This is a genomic window from Streptomyces sp. NPDC032472 (assembly GCF_040636955.1).
Lineage (GTDB): Bacteria > Actinomycetota > Actinomycetes > Streptomycetales > Streptomycetaceae > Streptomyces.
On the sequence record NZ_JBEZVK010000107.1, the window covers coordinates 1 to 15,871 of the forward strand.

14 protein-coding genes and 1 pseudogene are annotated in these 15,871 nt (G+C 73.1%); 4 read left to right on the forward strand and 11 right to left on the reverse strand.

Features of this window, described 5'->3' with window-relative positions; genetic code table 11:
- The 5 genes from AB0F11_RS35135 to AB0F11_RS35155 all read right to left on the reverse strand — a co-directional run.
- On the reverse strand, positions 1 to 1,209 hold a 1,209-nt coding region (locus tag AB0F11_RS35135; RefSeq protein ID WP_362182957.1), incomplete at its 3' end, for an ABC transporter permease.
- A gap of 71 nt (positions 1,210 to 1,280) precedes the next feature.
- Complete coding sequence (locus AB0F11_RS35140; RefSeq protein WP_362182990.1) at positions 1,281 to 2,033, reverse strand: ABC transporter ATP-binding protein; 753 nt, start codon at positions 2,031 to 2,033, stop codon at positions 1,281 to 1,283.
- A gap of 234 nt (positions 2,034 to 2,267) precedes the next feature.
- Entirely contained in the window at positions 2,268 to 3,566 is a 1,299-nt protein-coding gene (locus AB0F11_RS35145) for a HAMP domain-containing sensor histidine kinase (protein WP_362182960.1), read from the reverse strand.
- A gap of 5 nt (positions 3,567 to 3,571) precedes the next feature.
- Complete coding sequence (gene cseB / locus AB0F11_RS35150) at positions 3,572 to 4,333, reverse strand: two-component system response regulator CseB (protein WP_362182962.1); 762 nt, start codon at positions 4,331 to 4,333, stop codon at positions 3,572 to 3,574.
- A gap of 192 nt (positions 4,334 to 4,525) precedes the next feature.
- A complete protein-coding gene (locus tag AB0F11_RS35155; protein ID WP_362182965.1) occupies positions 4,526 to 4,810 on the reverse strand; it encodes a hypothetical protein in 285 nt (94 codons plus the stop codon).
- A gap of 433 nt (positions 4,811 to 5,243) precedes the next feature.
- Here AB0F11_RS35155 and AB0F11_RS35160 point away from each other — a divergent pair, with 433 nt between their 5' ends.
- On the forward strand, positions 5,244 to 6,356 hold the full coding sequence (locus tag AB0F11_RS35160) for an oxygenase MpaB family protein (protein WP_362182968.1): 1,113 nt from the start codon (positions 5,244 to 5,246) through the stop codon (positions 6,354 to 6,356).
- A gap of 243 nt (positions 6,357 to 6,599) precedes the next feature.
- Entirely contained in the window at positions 6,600 to 8,192 is a 1,593-nt protein-coding gene (locus AB0F11_RS35165; RefSeq protein WP_362182970.1) for a serine/threonine-protein kinase, read from the forward strand.
- 64 nt (positions 8,193 to 8,256) lie between these two features.
- Here the strand turns inward: AB0F11_RS35165 and AB0F11_RS35170 are convergent.
- The 3 genes and pseudogenes from AB0F11_RS35170 to AB0F11_RS35180 all read right to left on the reverse strand — a co-directional run.
- Positions 8,257 to 8,910 (reverse strand): annotated as a pseudogene (locus AB0F11_RS35170) (hypothetical protein); the annotation flags it as partial.
- Between the two features lie 125 nt (positions 8,911 to 9,035).
- A complete protein-coding gene (locus tag AB0F11_RS35175; protein WP_362182972.1) occupies positions 9,036 to 9,614 on the reverse strand; it encodes a hypothetical protein in 579 nt (192 codons plus the stop codon).
- 39 nt (positions 9,615 to 9,653) lie between these two features.
- Positions 9,654 to 10,061, reverse strand: a complete 408-nt coding sequence (locus AB0F11_RS35180) for a nuclear transport factor 2 family protein (RefSeq protein ID WP_362182974.1) — start codon at positions 10,059 to 10,061, stop codon at positions 9,654 to 9,656.
- 262 nt (positions 10,062 to 10,323) lie between these two features.
- Between AB0F11_RS35180 and AB0F11_RS35185 the strand changes: the two genes are divergently transcribed.
- Positions 10,324 to 10,701, forward strand: coding sequence for a hypothetical protein (locus tag AB0F11_RS35185; protein WP_362182977.1), 378 nt, complete (start codon positions 10,324 to 10,326; stop codon positions 10,699 to 10,701).
- Between the two features lie 207 nt (positions 10,702 to 10,908).
- Positions 10,909 to 14,115, forward strand: coding sequence for an amidohydrolase family protein (locus AB0F11_RS35190; RefSeq protein ID WP_362182979.1), 3,207 nt, complete (start codon positions 10,909 to 10,911; stop codon positions 14,113 to 14,115).
- 30 nt (positions 14,116 to 14,145) lie between these two features.
- On the opposite strand, the gene AB0F11_RS35195 is transcribed toward AB0F11_RS35190, so the two are convergent.
- Genes AB0F11_RS35195 through AB0F11_RS35205 form a run of 3 tightly spaced genes read right to left on the reverse strand, consistent with a single transcriptional unit; the run spans position 14,146 to position 15,607 of the window.
- Complete coding sequence (locus AB0F11_RS35195) at positions 14,146 to 14,661, reverse strand: hypothetical protein (protein ID WP_362182982.1); 516 nt, start codon at positions 14,659 to 14,661, stop codon at positions 14,146 to 14,148.
- Positions 14,642 to 15,037 carry a hypothetical protein gene (locus AB0F11_RS35200; RefSeq protein ID WP_362182985.1) on the reverse strand — a complete coding sequence of 132 codons (396 nt, stop codon included), beginning with the start codon at positions 15,035 to 15,037 and terminating at the stop codon, positions 14,642 to 14,644. Before AB0F11_RS35200 ends, AB0F11_RS35195 begins: the two co-directional genes overlap by 20 nt.
- Positions 15,038 to 15,082: 45 nt before the next feature.
- Positions 15,083 to 15,607, reverse strand: coding sequence for a GNAT family N-acetyltransferase (locus AB0F11_RS35205; RefSeq protein ID WP_362182988.1), 525 nt, complete (start codon positions 15,605 to 15,607; stop codon positions 15,083 to 15,085).
- Between the last annotated feature and the right edge of the window lie 264 nt (positions 15,608 to 15,871).

Here is a 15,871-nt window from a genome sequence, read left to right on the forward strand (position 1 = left end):
GCCGGCCGTGCGCATCGCCTCGACGGGTGCGACCTTCGCCGCCCTGCGCGAGGGCAGCCACGCGGCGAGCACCGTGACGCCCACGCCCACCCCGAAGGCCGCCGCGATGGAGCGCGGGCCGATCACCAGGGGGCCCTGGGGCAGGGTGTTTTCTCCGGAGCGCAGGAAGCCGGGCAGCACCGAGGCGATGGCGAGGCCGAGCAGGAAGCCGGCCGCCGACGCGACCAGGCCGACCAGGGCGGCCTCCAGCAGGATGGAGCGGGACACCTGGCGGCGGGACGCGCCGATCGCGCGCAGCAGCGCGATCTCTCGGGTGCGCCGCGCCACGAGCATGGTGAAGGTGTTGACGATGAGGAACGAGCCGATGAACAGCGAGACCCCGGCGAAGACCATCGGCACCTTCTGGTAGCCCCTGGTCAGGGTGTTGACCAGGATGGCCTGCTGGGCGGCCAGGGCGGCCCCGGTGGTGGCCTCGGCGCGATCGGCCGGCAGGACGTCGGTGACGCGGCGGGCGAGTTCGGCCGGGTCGGTGCCGGGCGCGGCGGTCAGATCGAGGCCGGTGTAGTGGCCCGGGGTCGCGAACAGCTGCTGGGCGGTCGCCCTGTCGAAGAGGGTGAGGGTTCCGCCGGCGGTCACCCGCGTGTCGTCGGTGGTGACGATGCCGACGAGGCGCTTGGTCATCACCGGGCCGTCGGTGGCCAGCGTGACCGGGTCCCCGAGGTGGAACCGCCCGGCGGCGGCCGTGCCGCGGTCCACGGCGATCTCGCCGCCGCCGGCCGGGGCACGGCCTTCGACCAGCGGGTGGCGGGTGTCCTTGCCGTCCGGGCCGGGGACGTAGGCGGCGGCCGGGTTCGACCAGGCCCGGCCGGCCCGCAGCGGGGTGCCGTCCGCCGCGTTCAGGACGGCCGCCCCGTCGACGGACGGGCGTACGGCGGCGACGCCGGGCACGGCGGCCAGTGTGCGGACGAGGCTGTCGTCGAGCACGTCGGCCTGCTGTTCGGCGGGCGCCCCGGGCGGTGGCGTCTTCGCGGTCACGGTGACCGCGATCCCGGCGAAGTTCTTCGACGCGGCGGCGCGGTGGGCGGCGGCGGTGGAGTCCGCGAAGACGAGGGTGCCGCTGACGAACGCGACTCCGAGGCAGACGGCGAGGACGGTCATGGCCAGGCGGGCCTTGTGGGCCAGGATGTTGCGCAGGGCTGTTCTCAGCATGGGGTTCCGGGGGTCGGGCTCGACGGCGGCGAGCGGTGGGCCGGTGGGTCCTGGGTGAAAGGGGGGCCGGATCAGCCGGTGTGCGGGCCGGCACCGACGCCGGGGTTCGCGGGGGTGTCCGGGTTTCCTCCGGGAAGACGCCGCATCAGGTCCAGGACCCGGCCCGGGGTGGGACGGGTCATCTCGTCGACCAGGCGGCCGTCGGAGAGGAAGACCACGCGGTCGGCGTATCCGGCGGCGACGGGGTCGTGGGTGACCATGACCACCGTCTGGCCCAGCTCGCGTACCGAGTCGCGCAGGAAGCCGAGGACTTCGGCCCCGGCGCGGGAGTCGAGGTTGCCGGTGGGTTCGTCACCGAAGACGATCGCGGGCCGCGAGGCGAGGGCACGGGCCACCGCGACGCGCTGCTGCTGCCCTCCGGACAGCTGTGCGGGACGATGGCCGAGGCGCTCGGTGAGGCCCACCATGGAGATCACGTGGTCCAGCCACTGCCGGTCCGGGCGGCGTCCGGCGATGGCCATCGGCAGCGTGATGTTCTCCAGTGCGGTCAGCGTCGGCAGCAGGTTGAACGCCTGGAAGACGAACCCGATGCGGTCGCGCCGCAGCTGCGTGAGCTGCCGGTCTCCCAGGGTGCTCAGCTCGGTGGTGCCCACGCGCACGGATCCGGAGGTGGGGGAGTCGAGTCCGGCGGCGCAGTGCATGAGGGTGGACTTGCCGCAGCCGGAGGGTCCCATGATCGCGGTGAACTCGGCCTCCCGGAATGAGATGCTCACCCGGTCCAGGGCCACGACCCGGGTGTCGCCGCTGCCGTAGACCTTCGTCAGGTCGGCGGTGGCGGCCGCGACGCCGGGCGAGGCGTGCGGCGTCGCGTACGGGGCGACGGAATGGGCGGTCACGAAAACTCCTCTTCGAGTACGGAAGGACGTACGTACTCGAAGGGTGTCCGTGCAACGTATCGGGGCCTGGGCCGCCGTGTATCAGTGGCTGCTCTGCTGTGCAGCAGTTCTGCAGCAAGACGGCAGCAGCCGGGGCTTCGCAGCGGTTCGGGCGCCGCCCGGTCAGGCCGGCAGGTGCAGCGCGGCCACGGCGCCGCCGTCCGGGGCGTTGTCCAGGCGCAGCTCGGCGCCGAGGACGCGGGCCTGGCCCGCGGCGATGGTCAGGCCCAGGCCGTGTCCCGCGCCCCGTTCGCGCGCGCCGGTGTGGAAGCGGCGCGGGCCGTGGAGCAGCAGGTCCTGGGGGAAACCGGGCCCGTGGTCGCGTACGACGACCGTGCGCCCCTGGACGGTGACCTGTACGGGGGCCGCGCCGTGCCGGTGGGCGTTGACGACGAGGTTGCCGATGATCCGCTCGAGCCGGCGCGGGTCGGTCTCCACGGACGGCCCGGCCGGGCCCGTTGCTGCGTCCTGCGCGGATCCGTCCTCGGTGAAGGTGAGCTCGGTGTCGAGGCCGGTGCGCGCCACGGCCTCCGAGACGACGGCGCCGAGCGGCACCCGCGTGCGCAGCGGGTGCTCGGCACCGGCGTCCAGGCGGGAGATCTCCAGCAGGTCCTCGACCAGGCCGCGCAGATCGCGTACCCGGGTACGGATCAGGTCCTCCGTCTCCCCCGGCCCCAGCAGGTCGGAGGCGGCCAGCAGGCCGCCGACGGGGGTGCGCAGTTCGTGGGCCACGTCCGCGGTGAACCGGCGCTCGGTCTGCAGCCGTCGGCTGAGGCTGTCGGCCATGAGGTCGACGGTGGCGGCGATGTCGGCCACCTCGTCGCCACCGGGGGTGGGCCCGGTGCGGGCGTCGAAGTCGCCGCCGGAGATGCGGGCCGCGGTCTGCGCGACCCGCCGCAGCCTGCGGGCGAGCAGCCCGGCCCCGTAGACCGACAGGGGCGTCGCCGCCGCGAGCGCGATCAGCGAGGCCGTCACCATGGTCACGTCGAGCTGACGCAAGGTGTGGAGATCGGGGCCCATGTTGATTCGGACGGCGAGGACCGGGCTGCCGGGGCCCCCGGTCCGCTGGGCACCCCAGACGCTCGGGCCGAGATTTCCCTCCACGCGCCCGTCGTAGGCCGTACGGCGTCTGCCGTCGGCCGGGTGGCGCAGGTCGGTGGGCAGATCGGCGGGATCGAGCTCGGCGCCGTCCGCCAGCGCTCCGGTCCGCCGGTAGACGTCGGCGGCCGAGTAGAGCGTGTTCAAGGCCCGCGCCTCGGCCCGGTCGCGGACGTCGTCCGCGGTCCACCGGTGCACCAGGACGCCGACGGTCGCCGCGACCAGGCAGGCGCTGGCCGCGGCCAGCGCGGCGATCTTCCAGCGCAGGGACGTGCGGGCCGGCCATGACCCGTAAGGCTTCTGCGGCTTGTGCAACGCGCGCACCGGCCTCAGCGCCTGAACTTGTAGCCGAATCCGCGGACCGTCTCGATCCGGTCCCGGCCCACCTTCCGGCGCAGCCGCTGGACGCACAGGTCCACGACCCGGCTGTCTCCGTCCCAGCCGTACTCCCATACGTCGCGCAGCAGGGTGTGCCGCTCCAGTACGACTCCGGGGCGGGCGGCGAACTCCAGCAGCAGCTTCAACTCGGTCGGGGTCAGCGCCACCGGGCTGCCCGCGACGAACACCTCCATGCCGGCGGTGTCGATGCTCAGGTCCCCGAACACCAGCACCTCGCCGGCGGACGGCGGCCGCTCCCCCGCGGCCGGCCCCGGCCCCGGTTCCGGCGCATGCTGCGGCTCCGCGGCGGCCGGGTACGTCGCCCTCCGCAGCAGCGAGCGGATGCGGGCCACCAGGACGTACGTCTCCACCGGCTTGACCACGTAGTCGTCAGCCCCGGCTTCCAGGCCGGCGACGACGTCCAGGCCGTCGCCCCGCGCGGACATCATCAGCACCGGCACCAAACTGGTCTCCCGGACCCTGCGGCACAGGCCGATCCCGTCCAGACCAGGCAGCATCACGTCGAGGACCAGCAGGTCGAAGGCTTCGTCGCGGAAGAACTCCAGTCCGGCCAGCCCGTCGGCGGCGGTCTGCACCTCGTACCCGTAGCGCTCCAGCGCCAGTGCGAAGGACCGGCGCATCAGGTCGTCGTCCTCCACCAGCAGGACACGCACGGGCTGCGCGGAACCTGCAGCGGGGAGGGGCGAGGACACGGGGAGGACTCCTGTACGCACGATCACGAGGCACCGGCCCGCGGGTGCGTTCACGGGCAGCCGGGGGTCCGAAAGGGAACGATACGACAGACTCCCGACCGCCGACCCCCACCCGAGCCTGCGCGGAGCTCGGACGGAAGGAGCAGGGTGCCCGCCCGTCCACGATGCGGGTCTCCGTGTCCGCGCCTGTGCCTACTCGGCCTTGAAGCTCCACTGCTGGCCGGGCAGTGCCCCTCGACGAGCGAGGACCAGGTAGGTGGTGCCACCGTACGTGGCGGGGCTCAACACGGTGTCGGGCTGACCTTCGCGGAAGATGAAGCCGCCTTCAGACTGCCACTTGCCCATGAACGTGGAACCTGCTCCCCGAAGGCGTACCTGCGCCTCGGCATACGCAAGGTCGGTGCCCTCCGCCGAGAAGCCGAAGTAGCCCTTGATGGTCTCCTCGGAGCTGAGCAGGTAGTTGTACGGCCGGCCCACGAGTCCTTGGCGTCGCGCAGGTGCCAGCGCTCCAGAACGCCGCCCTTGAGTCCAGCCAGCCGCAGGAGGGGATCGTTGGTGTGGCTGTAGGTGATGGTTCCCTTCTCGCCGGTCAGCCGATCGGTGCCCTCCTGGATGCCGTAGGAGATGCCGCCGGGCGCTGCGATCAGGCACTGCCCGGTCGCGTCGTGGATGATGCGGAAATCCGTGTCGGGGAAGGGCCGACCGCGCGGGCGGCGTAGCACATGCACCCGGCTGCCGGACGAGGTATCGATTCGGCTTGGTCCGTCCGGGCGACACCCCCTGTGGGAAGGGGCGGACGGGCCGCTAGAACGGGGGCACGGACACGGCTCGGGCCGCGGCGACTGCCGTCCGGCCGGATGCTGCCGTCTCCCCCGTCTTCCCCTCACTCTGATTCCGCGGAGGTACAGCCATGCCCGCAGGCCAGTGGACCGACGAGATTCTGGATCCGAAGCGCAAGTGCGGCGACCCGCTGGCGGACGCCGCCATCGAGGAGATCTACGACCTGGGACGGGAGGACGAGGTCCGGGCCGCCCTCGGCGCGCTGGGCCGGAACGCCGGGCCGGTCCCGGAGGGGCTGCCCGACCGGCTGCGTGCGTACTTCGCCGCGAGCCAGGTCCTGCCCGAGTGGGCGGACCCGGCGCTGATCCGGCGCGGGCAGGGGCTCCTCGGCCGCTACCAGGGGCACATCACCACGAACCTGCTGTGCGCTTCGCTCCCGCTGTGCTACGGCTGCGCGAACGGTGCGCAGGTACTGCACCTGTCGACCCGGCTGACCGAGGGGGTGTTCCGCAGGCTGATGGAGACGGCGCAGTTCGTCGTCGACGTACTGGACACCGGCAGCCTGGACCCGGCCGGCCGCGGGATCCGCTCCGCACAGACGATCCGGCTGCTGCACGCCACGATGCGGTACCACCTGTCGCGCCACGACGCCTGGGACACCGCCTGGGGCGTCCCCGTCAACCAGGAGGACCTGGCCGGTACGTTGATGAGCTTCTCGGTGGTCATCCCGAAGGGCCTCGCCAAGCTGGGCGTGGAGCTCCCGGCGGCGGACCGGGACGCGTACTTCCACCTGTGGCGGGTCGTCGGGCAGGTCCTCGGCATCGACGAGCGCCTCAACCCCGAGCGGTTCGAGGACGGGGCCACCCTGATGGACGCGATCCTGAGGCGCCAGCAGCGGCCCTCCGAGGCCGGCACCCGGCTGACGAAGGGGGTGCTGGACTTCATCCGCGAGTGCCTGCCCGGCCCGTTGTTCGCCGGGGTGGGCCCGAGTCTGATCCGCCATCTGGCCGGGGACCACGCCGCCGACATCGTCTCCGTGCCACCGGCCGACCTCAGCAAGATCGCCCTGCAGGCCACCGACCCGTTGAGCTTCGGCTACGGCAAGAGCGGGGACGTCGTTCCGCTGCTCGCGAAGGCCTCCAACGAACTGGGCCTGGCCGTCTTCAAGCAGGGCCTGAAGATGACCAACAAGGGTCAGCGCTACCGCTGGCAGGTGCCGACCGGCCTCACCCCCGCGAACTGACCCGGGCAGCCCGGCCCGGTCCCGCCCCCAGGCCGGGCCTCTCGTGTTTCTCTCCCCCGTCCGGGGCGGGTGCGCCGCGCGAGCCGCCCTCTCGTGAGCGCCCCCTCTTGCGGTCGGCCTGTGGCAGCGGAGCAGGGACGGCCGCCTCGGCCCGTCGGCGCGTCGGCGCGTCCCCTAGGGTGGCCCCCACAGGACGGCCCGTGCGCGGCGGGGCGGCAACGGCCATGGATTGCGGGGGGACTTGTGGAGGCACTGCGGCCCGGTGACCCGCCGGAGATCGGCGGCTACCCCCTGCTGGCGCGGCTCGGCGAGGGAGGCATGGGCGAGGTGTTCCTGGCCCGGACCGTCTCGGGTCGGCCCCTGGCCCTGAAGACCGTGCACCGCGATCTCGGCCTCCAGCCGGACTTCGCCGAACGCTTCGCCGGGGAGATACGCACCAACGACCGCGTCCGGTGCGCCTGGACGGTCTCCGTGGTGGACTTCAGCCCGCCCGGCGCGACACCGCAGTGGCTGGCGACGGAGTACGTCGCCGCCCCGTCGCTGGGCGACTGGGTGCGCACGCACGGGCCGCTGGCCGCGCCCGCCGTGGCCTGCCTGGCCCGGGAGCTGTCGGCCGCCCTCGTCGCCGTGCGGGCGGCGGGAGTGGTACACCGCGACATCAAACCGGGGAACGTGCTGCTCGGCCCGGAGCGGCCCTTCCTCATCGACTTCGGCATCGCCCGCGCAGCGCAGGACCCGCGCCGCACCCGGACGGGCGCGGTGGTCGGCACGCCCGGCTTCCTGGCGCCGGAGCAGGCGACCGGCGACGTCGCGGCGGCCCCGGCGGACGTGTTCTCCCTCGCTGCGGTCCTCGTGTACGCGGCCACGGGGCGCAGCCCGTTCCTGGCGGCGGGTGAGGAGCTGGACCTGCCGGCCCTGCTGTACCGGATCGTCCACGCCGAGCCCCTGCTCGACGGCGTACCGGAGGTGATCCTTCCGCTGGTGCGGGAATGCCTGGCCAAGGATCCCGGCCGGCGTCCGACCGCCGAGGGGATACGGGCACGGCTCGACGCCGGTGCGGGGCCGGACTGGAGCGAGGCGGTGCCGCCGGCCCTTCCGGCCGAGGTCGCCCGCCGGGAGGCCGAGCTCCGGCTCCTCCTCACCCCGCCCCGTTCCGGGACCGGATCCACCCCGACCCCTCCGCCGCCTCCCGGTGCGCCGCCGGAGGTCCCGGCCACGGCGCCCGAGGGACCGCTGACTTCACAGGCCGCCTCCGGGCGCCCGAGCGGACGGGGGTCGCGTCGGCCCGTGCTGCTCGGCGCTACCGCCGGAGCGGCCGTACTGGCGGCAGCCGCCGTCCTCCCGGTCCGGTTCCCCTGGAGCGGCGACGGAGCCGGGACCGCTCCCCCTTCGGGCAGCCCGGCCGCATCCCCGTCGGGGTCCTCGCCTTCGGCGCAGGCACTGCCGGTGTCGTGGGCGGGTACGTGGTCCGGCGTCGGCCCCGGTACCCCGGACGCGGACGGCGTCGTCCGCGCGCGGACGGGAGAGTTCACCGTCACGGTCACGCTCAGCCCCGGCGCCGTGGGCGAGGTGGTGGGCCGGCAGGTCAGCGAGGTCAAGGAGACGTCCAGCGGGCGCAACCTGGGCTGCACGGAGGCCCTCGCACTGCGGCAGGTCGGCCGGAACACCGCTGTCTTCGCGGCCGTGACCAGCCATCCCACGGACCGCGCGGCGACCTTCGACTGCCCCCAGGGCAATCTGTACGTGCTGACCCTGGCGGATCCGGACCGGCTGACCCTGGAGTCGGAGGGAGCCCAGTCCGCGGGCGCCCCCACAACCCTGACCCGCTCCCGCTGAACCGGGCCCCTGCCCCGGCACAGCCTCGGATGCGACGGACGTACAACGGGCTTGCCGCGGGGCGCTAGACGTTGCGGGCGCGCATGCGTGACGTGGAGGGCACGAGGATCTCGCGCAGCCATGGGCTGCGGGCCGCCTCCATCCGCGTCAAGGTGTGCTGGAACACTGCCCAGTCGATCCGGAACGCGTCGTGGACACGCGGTGGGGGCGGATCGTCGCGCAGAACGCCGTCGGGCATGGGCCTGGACGCGGGGACGGGCAGCTGCGGCTCGGGGAAGACCAGCCGGAGCCATACCCCGAACGGCAGCGGCACCGAGTACGTCCGGGCGGCGGACGCGGCCGGGCTCCAGACCTCTCCGGTCTGCGGATGGGACGGCACGAGGATGATGTCCGCGTCCGCGCCGGGGGCAGGCAGCCCCGGGCCGGCAAGGACGGCGCGCCGTGTCGGCGGGCCCGCCGGCAGCAGGGCGTCGAGGGCGCGTTGGAACATCTCCGCGGCCAAGCCGTCCGGGACGGCGCCGGCGCGGCGCTCCGAAGCGGCCAGGAGGTGGGCGAGCGCCCGCCCGGCTGCCGCCGTCCACTGCGGGCTCCACGACCACCGGTCTCCCGACCCGGACGGCGATCCCCACTGGGCGATCGGCTCGAACAGGGGCACGCCCTTCCCTTCCGCCCTCAGCTCCGCCCAGGAGAGCGGTCCGGGGTCGGAGTCTTCGACGGGGCGGTGAGCTCGGCTCCGCACCCCGCGCACACGAAAACGAACAAATGCCCTCCGCTCGGGAAACAGGGGCATCGTCGCAGCCGGCGGCGGACCGCCAAGGTGTTTTCCGTCCGACCCGTCCCTTGTCAGCTCGCGATCTGGTCTCCGTCGGGTACGTCCTCGACCGTGACGAGGCGGCGGGGCAGGTCGAGCGCCTGGGATACCGCGCTGGCGAGGCCCTCGGGGTCCGGGCGTTCCGGGTACGGCGGCTGTTCGCCCTCGCCGTATGTCTCGCTCGCCTTCACGAAGTAGCTCGGATGCCAGGCGCCGACCGCCCCCTTGACCTGGACCGCGGTCACGGGGCGGTTGCCGACAAGGTGTTTGAGCGCTGCCGGAATCTCATCGGAGCGCAGTTCACCCGGCACCTGGAACAGGCTGGCATGAGCACCAACGAGACCGCCGTCCCGCAGTCTCACGGTCAGGGTGAGGCAGCTGGTGACGCTGGGATAGGTGATCACGCCACCGGGGGCGACCTCCTTGACCTGCCCTTCCGTGACCGTCGCTTTGTCGGGTGCCGTCGGGCGGCCAGTCGTACGGGAGCTGGGGAAGGCAGTCTCGTGCAGGGCGCTGTCAGCGGCCGCGCTGGGTGAGGTCGGGGCCACGGCGCCCACAAGGGCGACGGCGAGGACGGCGAGGGCGGATGTGCCGCGCTTGAGTTCGATCACAACCTTGCATTCTCCGTCATCGGCGGGGACGGCTGGTTCTCAACTGATCAGGTCCGGTGCGAAGTAGTCACGGAGTCTGGCGATCTTGCCGTCACGGATGCGGAAGATCTGGACGAGCGAGACTGACACGTCCTCAGCGTCCCCGTCGAAGACCGTGTCGATCTCGGCGATGAACACGTCGGGGTCGGATGTGGTGTGCAGTACGTAGCCGGACTTCTCGGGGTTCGGCGAGCGGATGTGCTTTGCCTGGCGGCGGTAGTACTCCGCCATGCCGCTGCGGATCTCCTCGCGGCCCACCAGCCGCCGGGGAAAGGCCCCGTCGGCGGCCATGAGAGGCGCTTCGAGGATGCCGTCGGGCGTGAAGCTCTCGGCCAGTGCATCGGCGTTCCGGGTGAAGGCTCCGGCGTAGACGTAACTCTGGAAGATCTCCTGCGGTGTTCGGGACATGGCGGCCTCCCTGGATGCGGACGTGGGTGTGGGGGTCCAGATCATCACAGTGGCGACCGTGGAGACGGGGTTTCCGTGAAGGTTGCCGTTTCGCGACGCTGCGGCTGAAGGTCGTGTCCCGGTCCCCTGCATCGCCGGCGTCGCTGTGGCAGTTGTTACCGAGGGAGGCTCCGGGTGTGCAGGAGGAAACCGCCTGATCCGGCGAGTGGCAGGTAGGTTGCCCGAGCCGTTGAAAGGGCTCGGGCAACCTAGGAGGCAGTTCATGTCAGGAATTTCGCGGCGCTCGCTGATCGGCTACTCGGGAACGGCTGCGGCGGGAGCAGTGCTTGCCTCCGGGGCAGCGGCCGAGGCTGCGCAGGCGCAGGGCGAGCAGACCAAGAAGGCCGGCGCCACCGCGCAAGGAACTCAGGCCGCCGCATCCGCGTTCCCTCGCGGGACCCTGTTCAAAGGCACCAGCACGGTTCCCGGAGTCGGCGGCGAGGTGGCGATCACCTTCAGCGTCTCCACCGTGGATGCCCCGGCCTCGTACGACATTGCTCCCATCGAGCTCGCCAACGCACTCAACAAGATCGCTCAGGACCACGGCTGGGGCCCGATCACCTTCTACGGCACCCCTGCCCCCGCCCCGCTCACGCAGTAGCAGTAGCAGTAGCAGTAGCAGTAGCAGTAGCAGGAGCCGAAGCGGTCCCTGCGGCGGTCCGGTCATCATCCCGGCCGCAGGGGCGAGCGTTTCCCGGGCCTGCCTTGATCGTTGAAGCGCCTGTCGAGGGGTCTGCGGGAACGCGAGCGGGAGCGGGTGGCCGGTATGGCAGTGGCGCGCAGGACGATCCTCCGGGCAGCGGCGTCCATGGGGGCGCTGCCCCTGCCGATGACGGCCGAGGGGACCGCCGGGGCGATGCCCGTACGGGGCCCGGGTCCTGGGCGGGTGGCCGCCGCTGCGCAGCCCGCCGGGGACACCGTGCGGCTGCAGCTGACCGCGGCCACGAACGGGGCGGCCACCGCCGTCGGGGAGCGGGTGGTCGCCGAGGTGCAGGGCGTGCTGTGGTCGCTGCCCGCGGACGGCTCCGCCGCCACCGCCCTCACCCCGGCCGACCTGGAGCCCACCCGTCCGGTGCTCTCCCCGGACGGCGGGCAGGTGGCCGTCAGCGCCTACCGGAGCGGCAATTTCCACATCTGGCTGCTGGGCGCGGACGGTTCCGGCCTGCGCCCGCTCACCGAGGGCCCGTTCGACCACCGGGCACCGGCCTGGTCCCCAGACGGCCGCACGCTCGCGTTCTGCTCCGAGCGCGGTGGCGACCCGGTCGCGGGCAGCCCGTACCGGATCTGGACCCTGCCCCCGACCTCGGGAGCCACTCCCCGGCAGCTGACGGGGATGCCCGGGCAGCAGGGGCCGGGTCAGGACGGGGCCTGGGAGGACTACGACCCCGCCTGGTCGGCAGACGGCCGCCGAGTGCTGTTCGTCCGGGGCGCGGTGACCGCGGACGGCCTGGTGGCGCGCGTCCTGGCCTCGGTGGCCGCCGACGGCGGCGGCCCCGTCCGCACCGAGTACACCGCCGCCGAAGGGCGGCTGCTCGCCCCGGCGGTCTCCCCCGCCGGCCGCACGGCCTGGCTGTGCGCCCTCCCCGGCCCCCGCCGCGCGGAGACCGTGACCCTGTGGGCCGACGGCCGGCGCATCCCGCTGGACGGTGATCTCGCCCCCGCTCCCCCGCGCTGGATCGGCGACGACCGCATGCTGGTCACGCTGGACGGGCAGTTCCGGGTGATCCGCCCGGACCGCGGCGCCGCCGGCCCGGAGCCCGACCGGATCCTGGCCTTCCACGCCGAGCTGGACGTGCCCCGCCCCCGCTACCGGGTCAAGGACCACGAGCTGGAGACCGAGCAGCGGCGCCCGGTCCGCGGGATCCACCTTCCCTCCCTGTCCCCCGACGGCCGGACGGTGGCCTTCGCCGCGCTCGGCGCCCTGTGGACCGTCCCGACAACCGGCGGCGCGCCCCGGCGCCGGATCCAACTCCCGCCCACCGCCTACGTCCAGGGCCCGGTCTGGAGCCCCGACGGCCGGGACCTGGTCTACACGCACGACCGGGCCGGGCTGAACACGGTGCACCGCAAGGCGCTGTCCGGCGGGCCGGAGCAGGCGATCAGTCCGGGCGGCCGCGTGTACGGGGCCCTCTCGCCCGACGGGTCACGGCTGGCGGCCCTCGACCTGACGGGACGGCTGCTGGTCCGCGACCTGGCCACCGGCAGCGAGACGCCCCTGGCGGCCCCGCTCGGCGGAGGCGGGCTGCCCGGCATGCCCAGTTGGTCGCCGGACGGCCGCCACCTGGTGCTCTGCGACCGCAACCGGCTCAACCAGCGGTTCCGCGAAGGCTACAACCTGATCCGGGTCGTGGACGCCGCCACCGGGACGGCCCGGCTGTACGCCCTGGCCCCGCACGTCTCGCTGTCCGACCGGTACGCGTCCGGCCCGGTCTGGTCACCGGACGGCCGGCACCTGGCCTGTGTCGCGGAGTCGGCGCTGTGGCTGCTGCCGGTCAGCGCGGACGGCACCCCGTCCGGATCCGCCCGCCGGATCACCGACGAGCCCGCCGAACACCCTTCCTGGTCCGGGGACTCCCGCACCCTCCTCTACCAGTCCGGCGCCCGGCTGCGGCTGCTTCGTCTCACCGCGGACGGCTCCCCGGACGGACCCGCCCGGACCGTACCGGTCGCCCTGGACCGCCGCCGACCAGAACCAGTGGACATGCTGGTGCGCGCCGGACGGTTCTGGGACGGCACCGGTGCCCCGCCGCGCACCGAGGTGGACGTCCTGATCCGCGAGGGGCGCATCGCGGCCGTCGAGCCGCGGCGCGCGGGCGGCACCCGGCGCCGGGCCTCGCGGACCGTCGACGTACCCGAGGGCACCGTCCTGCCCGGTCTCTGGGACGCGCACGTGCACCCGTACTGCAACACCTACGGCGCCCGGCAGGGGGTCACCGCCCTCGCCTACGGGATCACCACGACCGTGTCCCTCGGCGGCTCCGCCCAGGAACAGGCCCGCCTCCGGCAGGACGTACTGGCCGGACGGCTCGCCGGGCCGCGGCTGCTGACCTGCGGGGAGCACCTGGACGGCAGCCGGGTCGCGTACACGATGAGCCGCGCCCACCGCACGCGCGAGGGGGTGGCCCGCTCGCTCGCCCGGGCGGCGGAGCTGGACTGGGACGTCCTGAAGACCTACGTGCGCGCGCCCGGCTGGCTGATGGCGGAGGCCGCCCGGTACGCGCACGAGCGGCTCGGCGTGCGGGCGGGGTCCCATCTGTGTGCCGCGGGGATCGCCACCGGGCAGGACCTCACCACGCACCTGGTGGCCACCGAGCGCGCCGAGAGCGGGCACGGCGCCACCGCGCAGGGGTTCACCTACCAGGACACCCTGGAGCTCTACACCCGCGGCCGGTTCCATCTGATCGCCACCCCGTTCACGGCGCTGCCGCTGCTCGGCGAGGATCCGGCGGCCGCGGAGGACGAGCGGGTGCGGACGCTGATGCCGCCGTGGGACGTGGCCGCCGTGCGGGCCGCGGCGGCCGTGCCGGCGACGGCCGACCAACTGCTGGCCCTGGAGCGGGAAGTGTCGGTCTACCGGCGGATCCTGGCGGGCGGCGGGCTGGTGGCGCTGGGCACGGACGCCCCGCTGGTACCGGTCGGCCTCCATCTGCACCTGGCCCTGCGGGCATTGCACCGGTACGGACTGAGCCCTGCCGAGGCCCTGGCCACCGCGACCCGCATCCCGGCCCGGCTGTTCGGGCTGGAGGACCGGCTGGGCACCGTCGAGCCGGGCCGGATCGCCGACCTGACGGTGGTCGACGGAGACCCGTTCACCGACTTCGCCGAACTGCTCCGGGTCCGGGCGGCGGTCCGCGGCGGCGTGCTCCACGAACGGGCCGACCTGCTCGGCGCGATGGCCGGTGGCGGTTCGTCCCCGGCCCCGGAGCCCGAGGGCGGCTGGCGTGCCGTCACCCGCCACCTGCTCCGGGACAGCTGCTGCGGCGGCGCGGACGGGTGGGACGTCCCACCAGGGTAGGGAATCGGCCGGGCGACACCGGGGCGCGGGTCAGATCGCGAGGGCCCCGGGGAACGGTCCGTTCCCGACGCCGGGCGCGGTGACGGTCAGCCAGCCGTGACCGCTCATGGGGGTGTTCTCGTCGATCTTCTCCGGGTCGACGGTCAGTGTTTCCGCCACGTCGTTGGCATTGGTCTCGCACGAGGCGTTCGGCTCGTACAAGCCGGGTTCCCAGTATTCGTCTTCCGTCTGAGGGGTCTCCCAAGGCATCGGCTCGCCCGTCCATGCCGGTTCGCGGTAGGTCCGGTAGGAGCGGATCACCCTGCCCTGCTCGGCGATCGCCCAGATGTGGTCGTCGTCGTCGTAGGCGTTACGGAAGTAGAAGTGGGCCTGACCGCAGTGCGCGCTGACCCGGGCCAGCACCTCCTCCTCGACGCACGTGGACACCGGACCGCCGAACACCATCCGCCAACCGGCGAACTCGGGCGTGACGAAGGCCCGGTGGACGGTCCGCTCCTCGCCGTCGGGGCCGGTCGTCACGGCCGTGTCATGCTGCACTGCCGACATGCCCATGGCCATGGTCGCGGGGATGTCGGTCGTACAGCCCCAAGGCGTCGAAGACACCCTCGTACGCAGCGGCCGGCACCGCGATCCACATGAACGGGCAGTGGCAGTCCAGCGGCCGGTCGTTCAGCAGCTTGATCCGAACGAGGCGCTCCAGCGCCCGCCGGTCCCGGTCGTCCAGCTCGTCCCCGGCGCCGAGCATCGCCAGCGCGTGGAGCGCGTGGCGGCGCAGTGTGCCCGGTCCGTTTCGTCGTATCTCCAGCAGGCTGCCGACCCCTTCGGGTCCTAGCGCCTTCAGGTCCTTTTCGGCCTGCCACACGGCATCTTGGCGGGCGACCTGCAACAGGAGCGACTCAAGGGTCGGGTTCTGCGTGCTCATGACGCCGACCCTAGAACATTCGTACTGCCGCGGGAGCTTGGCCTCCTAGGCCAGGTGCTTGCGCATGAGCGTGCACATGGTCTCGTACCTGCGGATCGAGCCGTCGGGCGCCTCCTCGTCCCAGGCGTCGGGCCGCCGGTCGAAGGCCGCGTATCCGAGTCGCTCGTAGAGGGCGCGGGCCCGCGGGTTGTCGTCCTCCACGGCGAGTTCGGCCCGGGGCAGACCGCGCGCCCGGATGCGGTCCTCGGCCGCCCGGACGAGGAAGGAGCCGAGTCCGCGGGACTGGAGGGCCGGGAACACCGCGAGCTGCCACAGCGTGCCTGCGTCGGAGGCGATCCGGTAGTCGACGCCGCCGATGGCCACCGGGAGGTCGGCCGCGGTGCACACGGCGAGGTAGTCCACCTCGCCGGCCGCCGCCCGCTCCAACTCGCCTGCCACATGGCGCAGGTGGGTCGCGGATCCCGACCAGGTGCACGACGGCAGGTCAGCGGGCGTCAGATCGCGGACATGGACGGGGTAACGACCACCTCGGTCGCTGCGGTGCGAGGGAAGCTCATGCCTCCATCCCACCAACCCGGGGGCGTTCCTGCGACGGAATTTCACCGTACGGCACACGGCAACCACACCTCGGCAGCGCTGAGGACAACCTCCGGCCGACAACTCCGGTTCGACGTAAGCGGAATGCACCGTTTTCGTTCGTTGAGCGGACCATGTCCGCCGCTCAACGGACAACGGCAGGTCAAATCCATGTTGCGTACCTGTCATTTCGCTCGTCTTACTGGCACTCTCTCAGCCAGTCCCCCACGGCTATCAAGGAGAGCGATCCCCCATGTC

What these genes read in the sequence shown, in the direction of transcription:
- AB0F11_RS35160 (WP_362182968.1), top strand. Translation starts at nt 5,244, where the DNA reads ATGCCCGCAGGCCAGTGGACCGACGAGATTCTGGATCCGAAGCGCAAG.
- AB0F11_RS35190 (WP_362182979.1), top strand. Translation starts at nt 10,909, where the DNA reads ATGGGGGCGCTGCCCCTGCCGATGACGGCCGAGGGGACCGCCGGGGCG.
- AB0F11_RS35200 (WP_362182985.1), bottom strand. Translation starts at nt 15,037, where the DNA reads ATGAGCACGCAGAACCCGACCCTTGAGTCGCTCCTGTTGCAGGTCGCC.
- AB0F11_RS35180 (WP_362182974.1), bottom strand. Translation starts at nt 10,061, where the DNA reads ATGTCCCGAACACCGCAGGAGATCTTCCAGAGTTACGTCTACGCCGGA.
- AB0F11_RS35195 (WP_362182982.1), bottom strand. Translation starts at nt 14,661, where the DNA reads ATGTCGGCAGTGCAGCATGACACGGCCGTGACGACCGGCCCCGACGGC.
- AB0F11_RS35185 (WP_362182977.1), top strand. Translation starts at nt 10,324, where the DNA reads ATGTCAGGAATTTCGCGGCGCTCGCTGATCGGCTACTCGGGAACGGCT.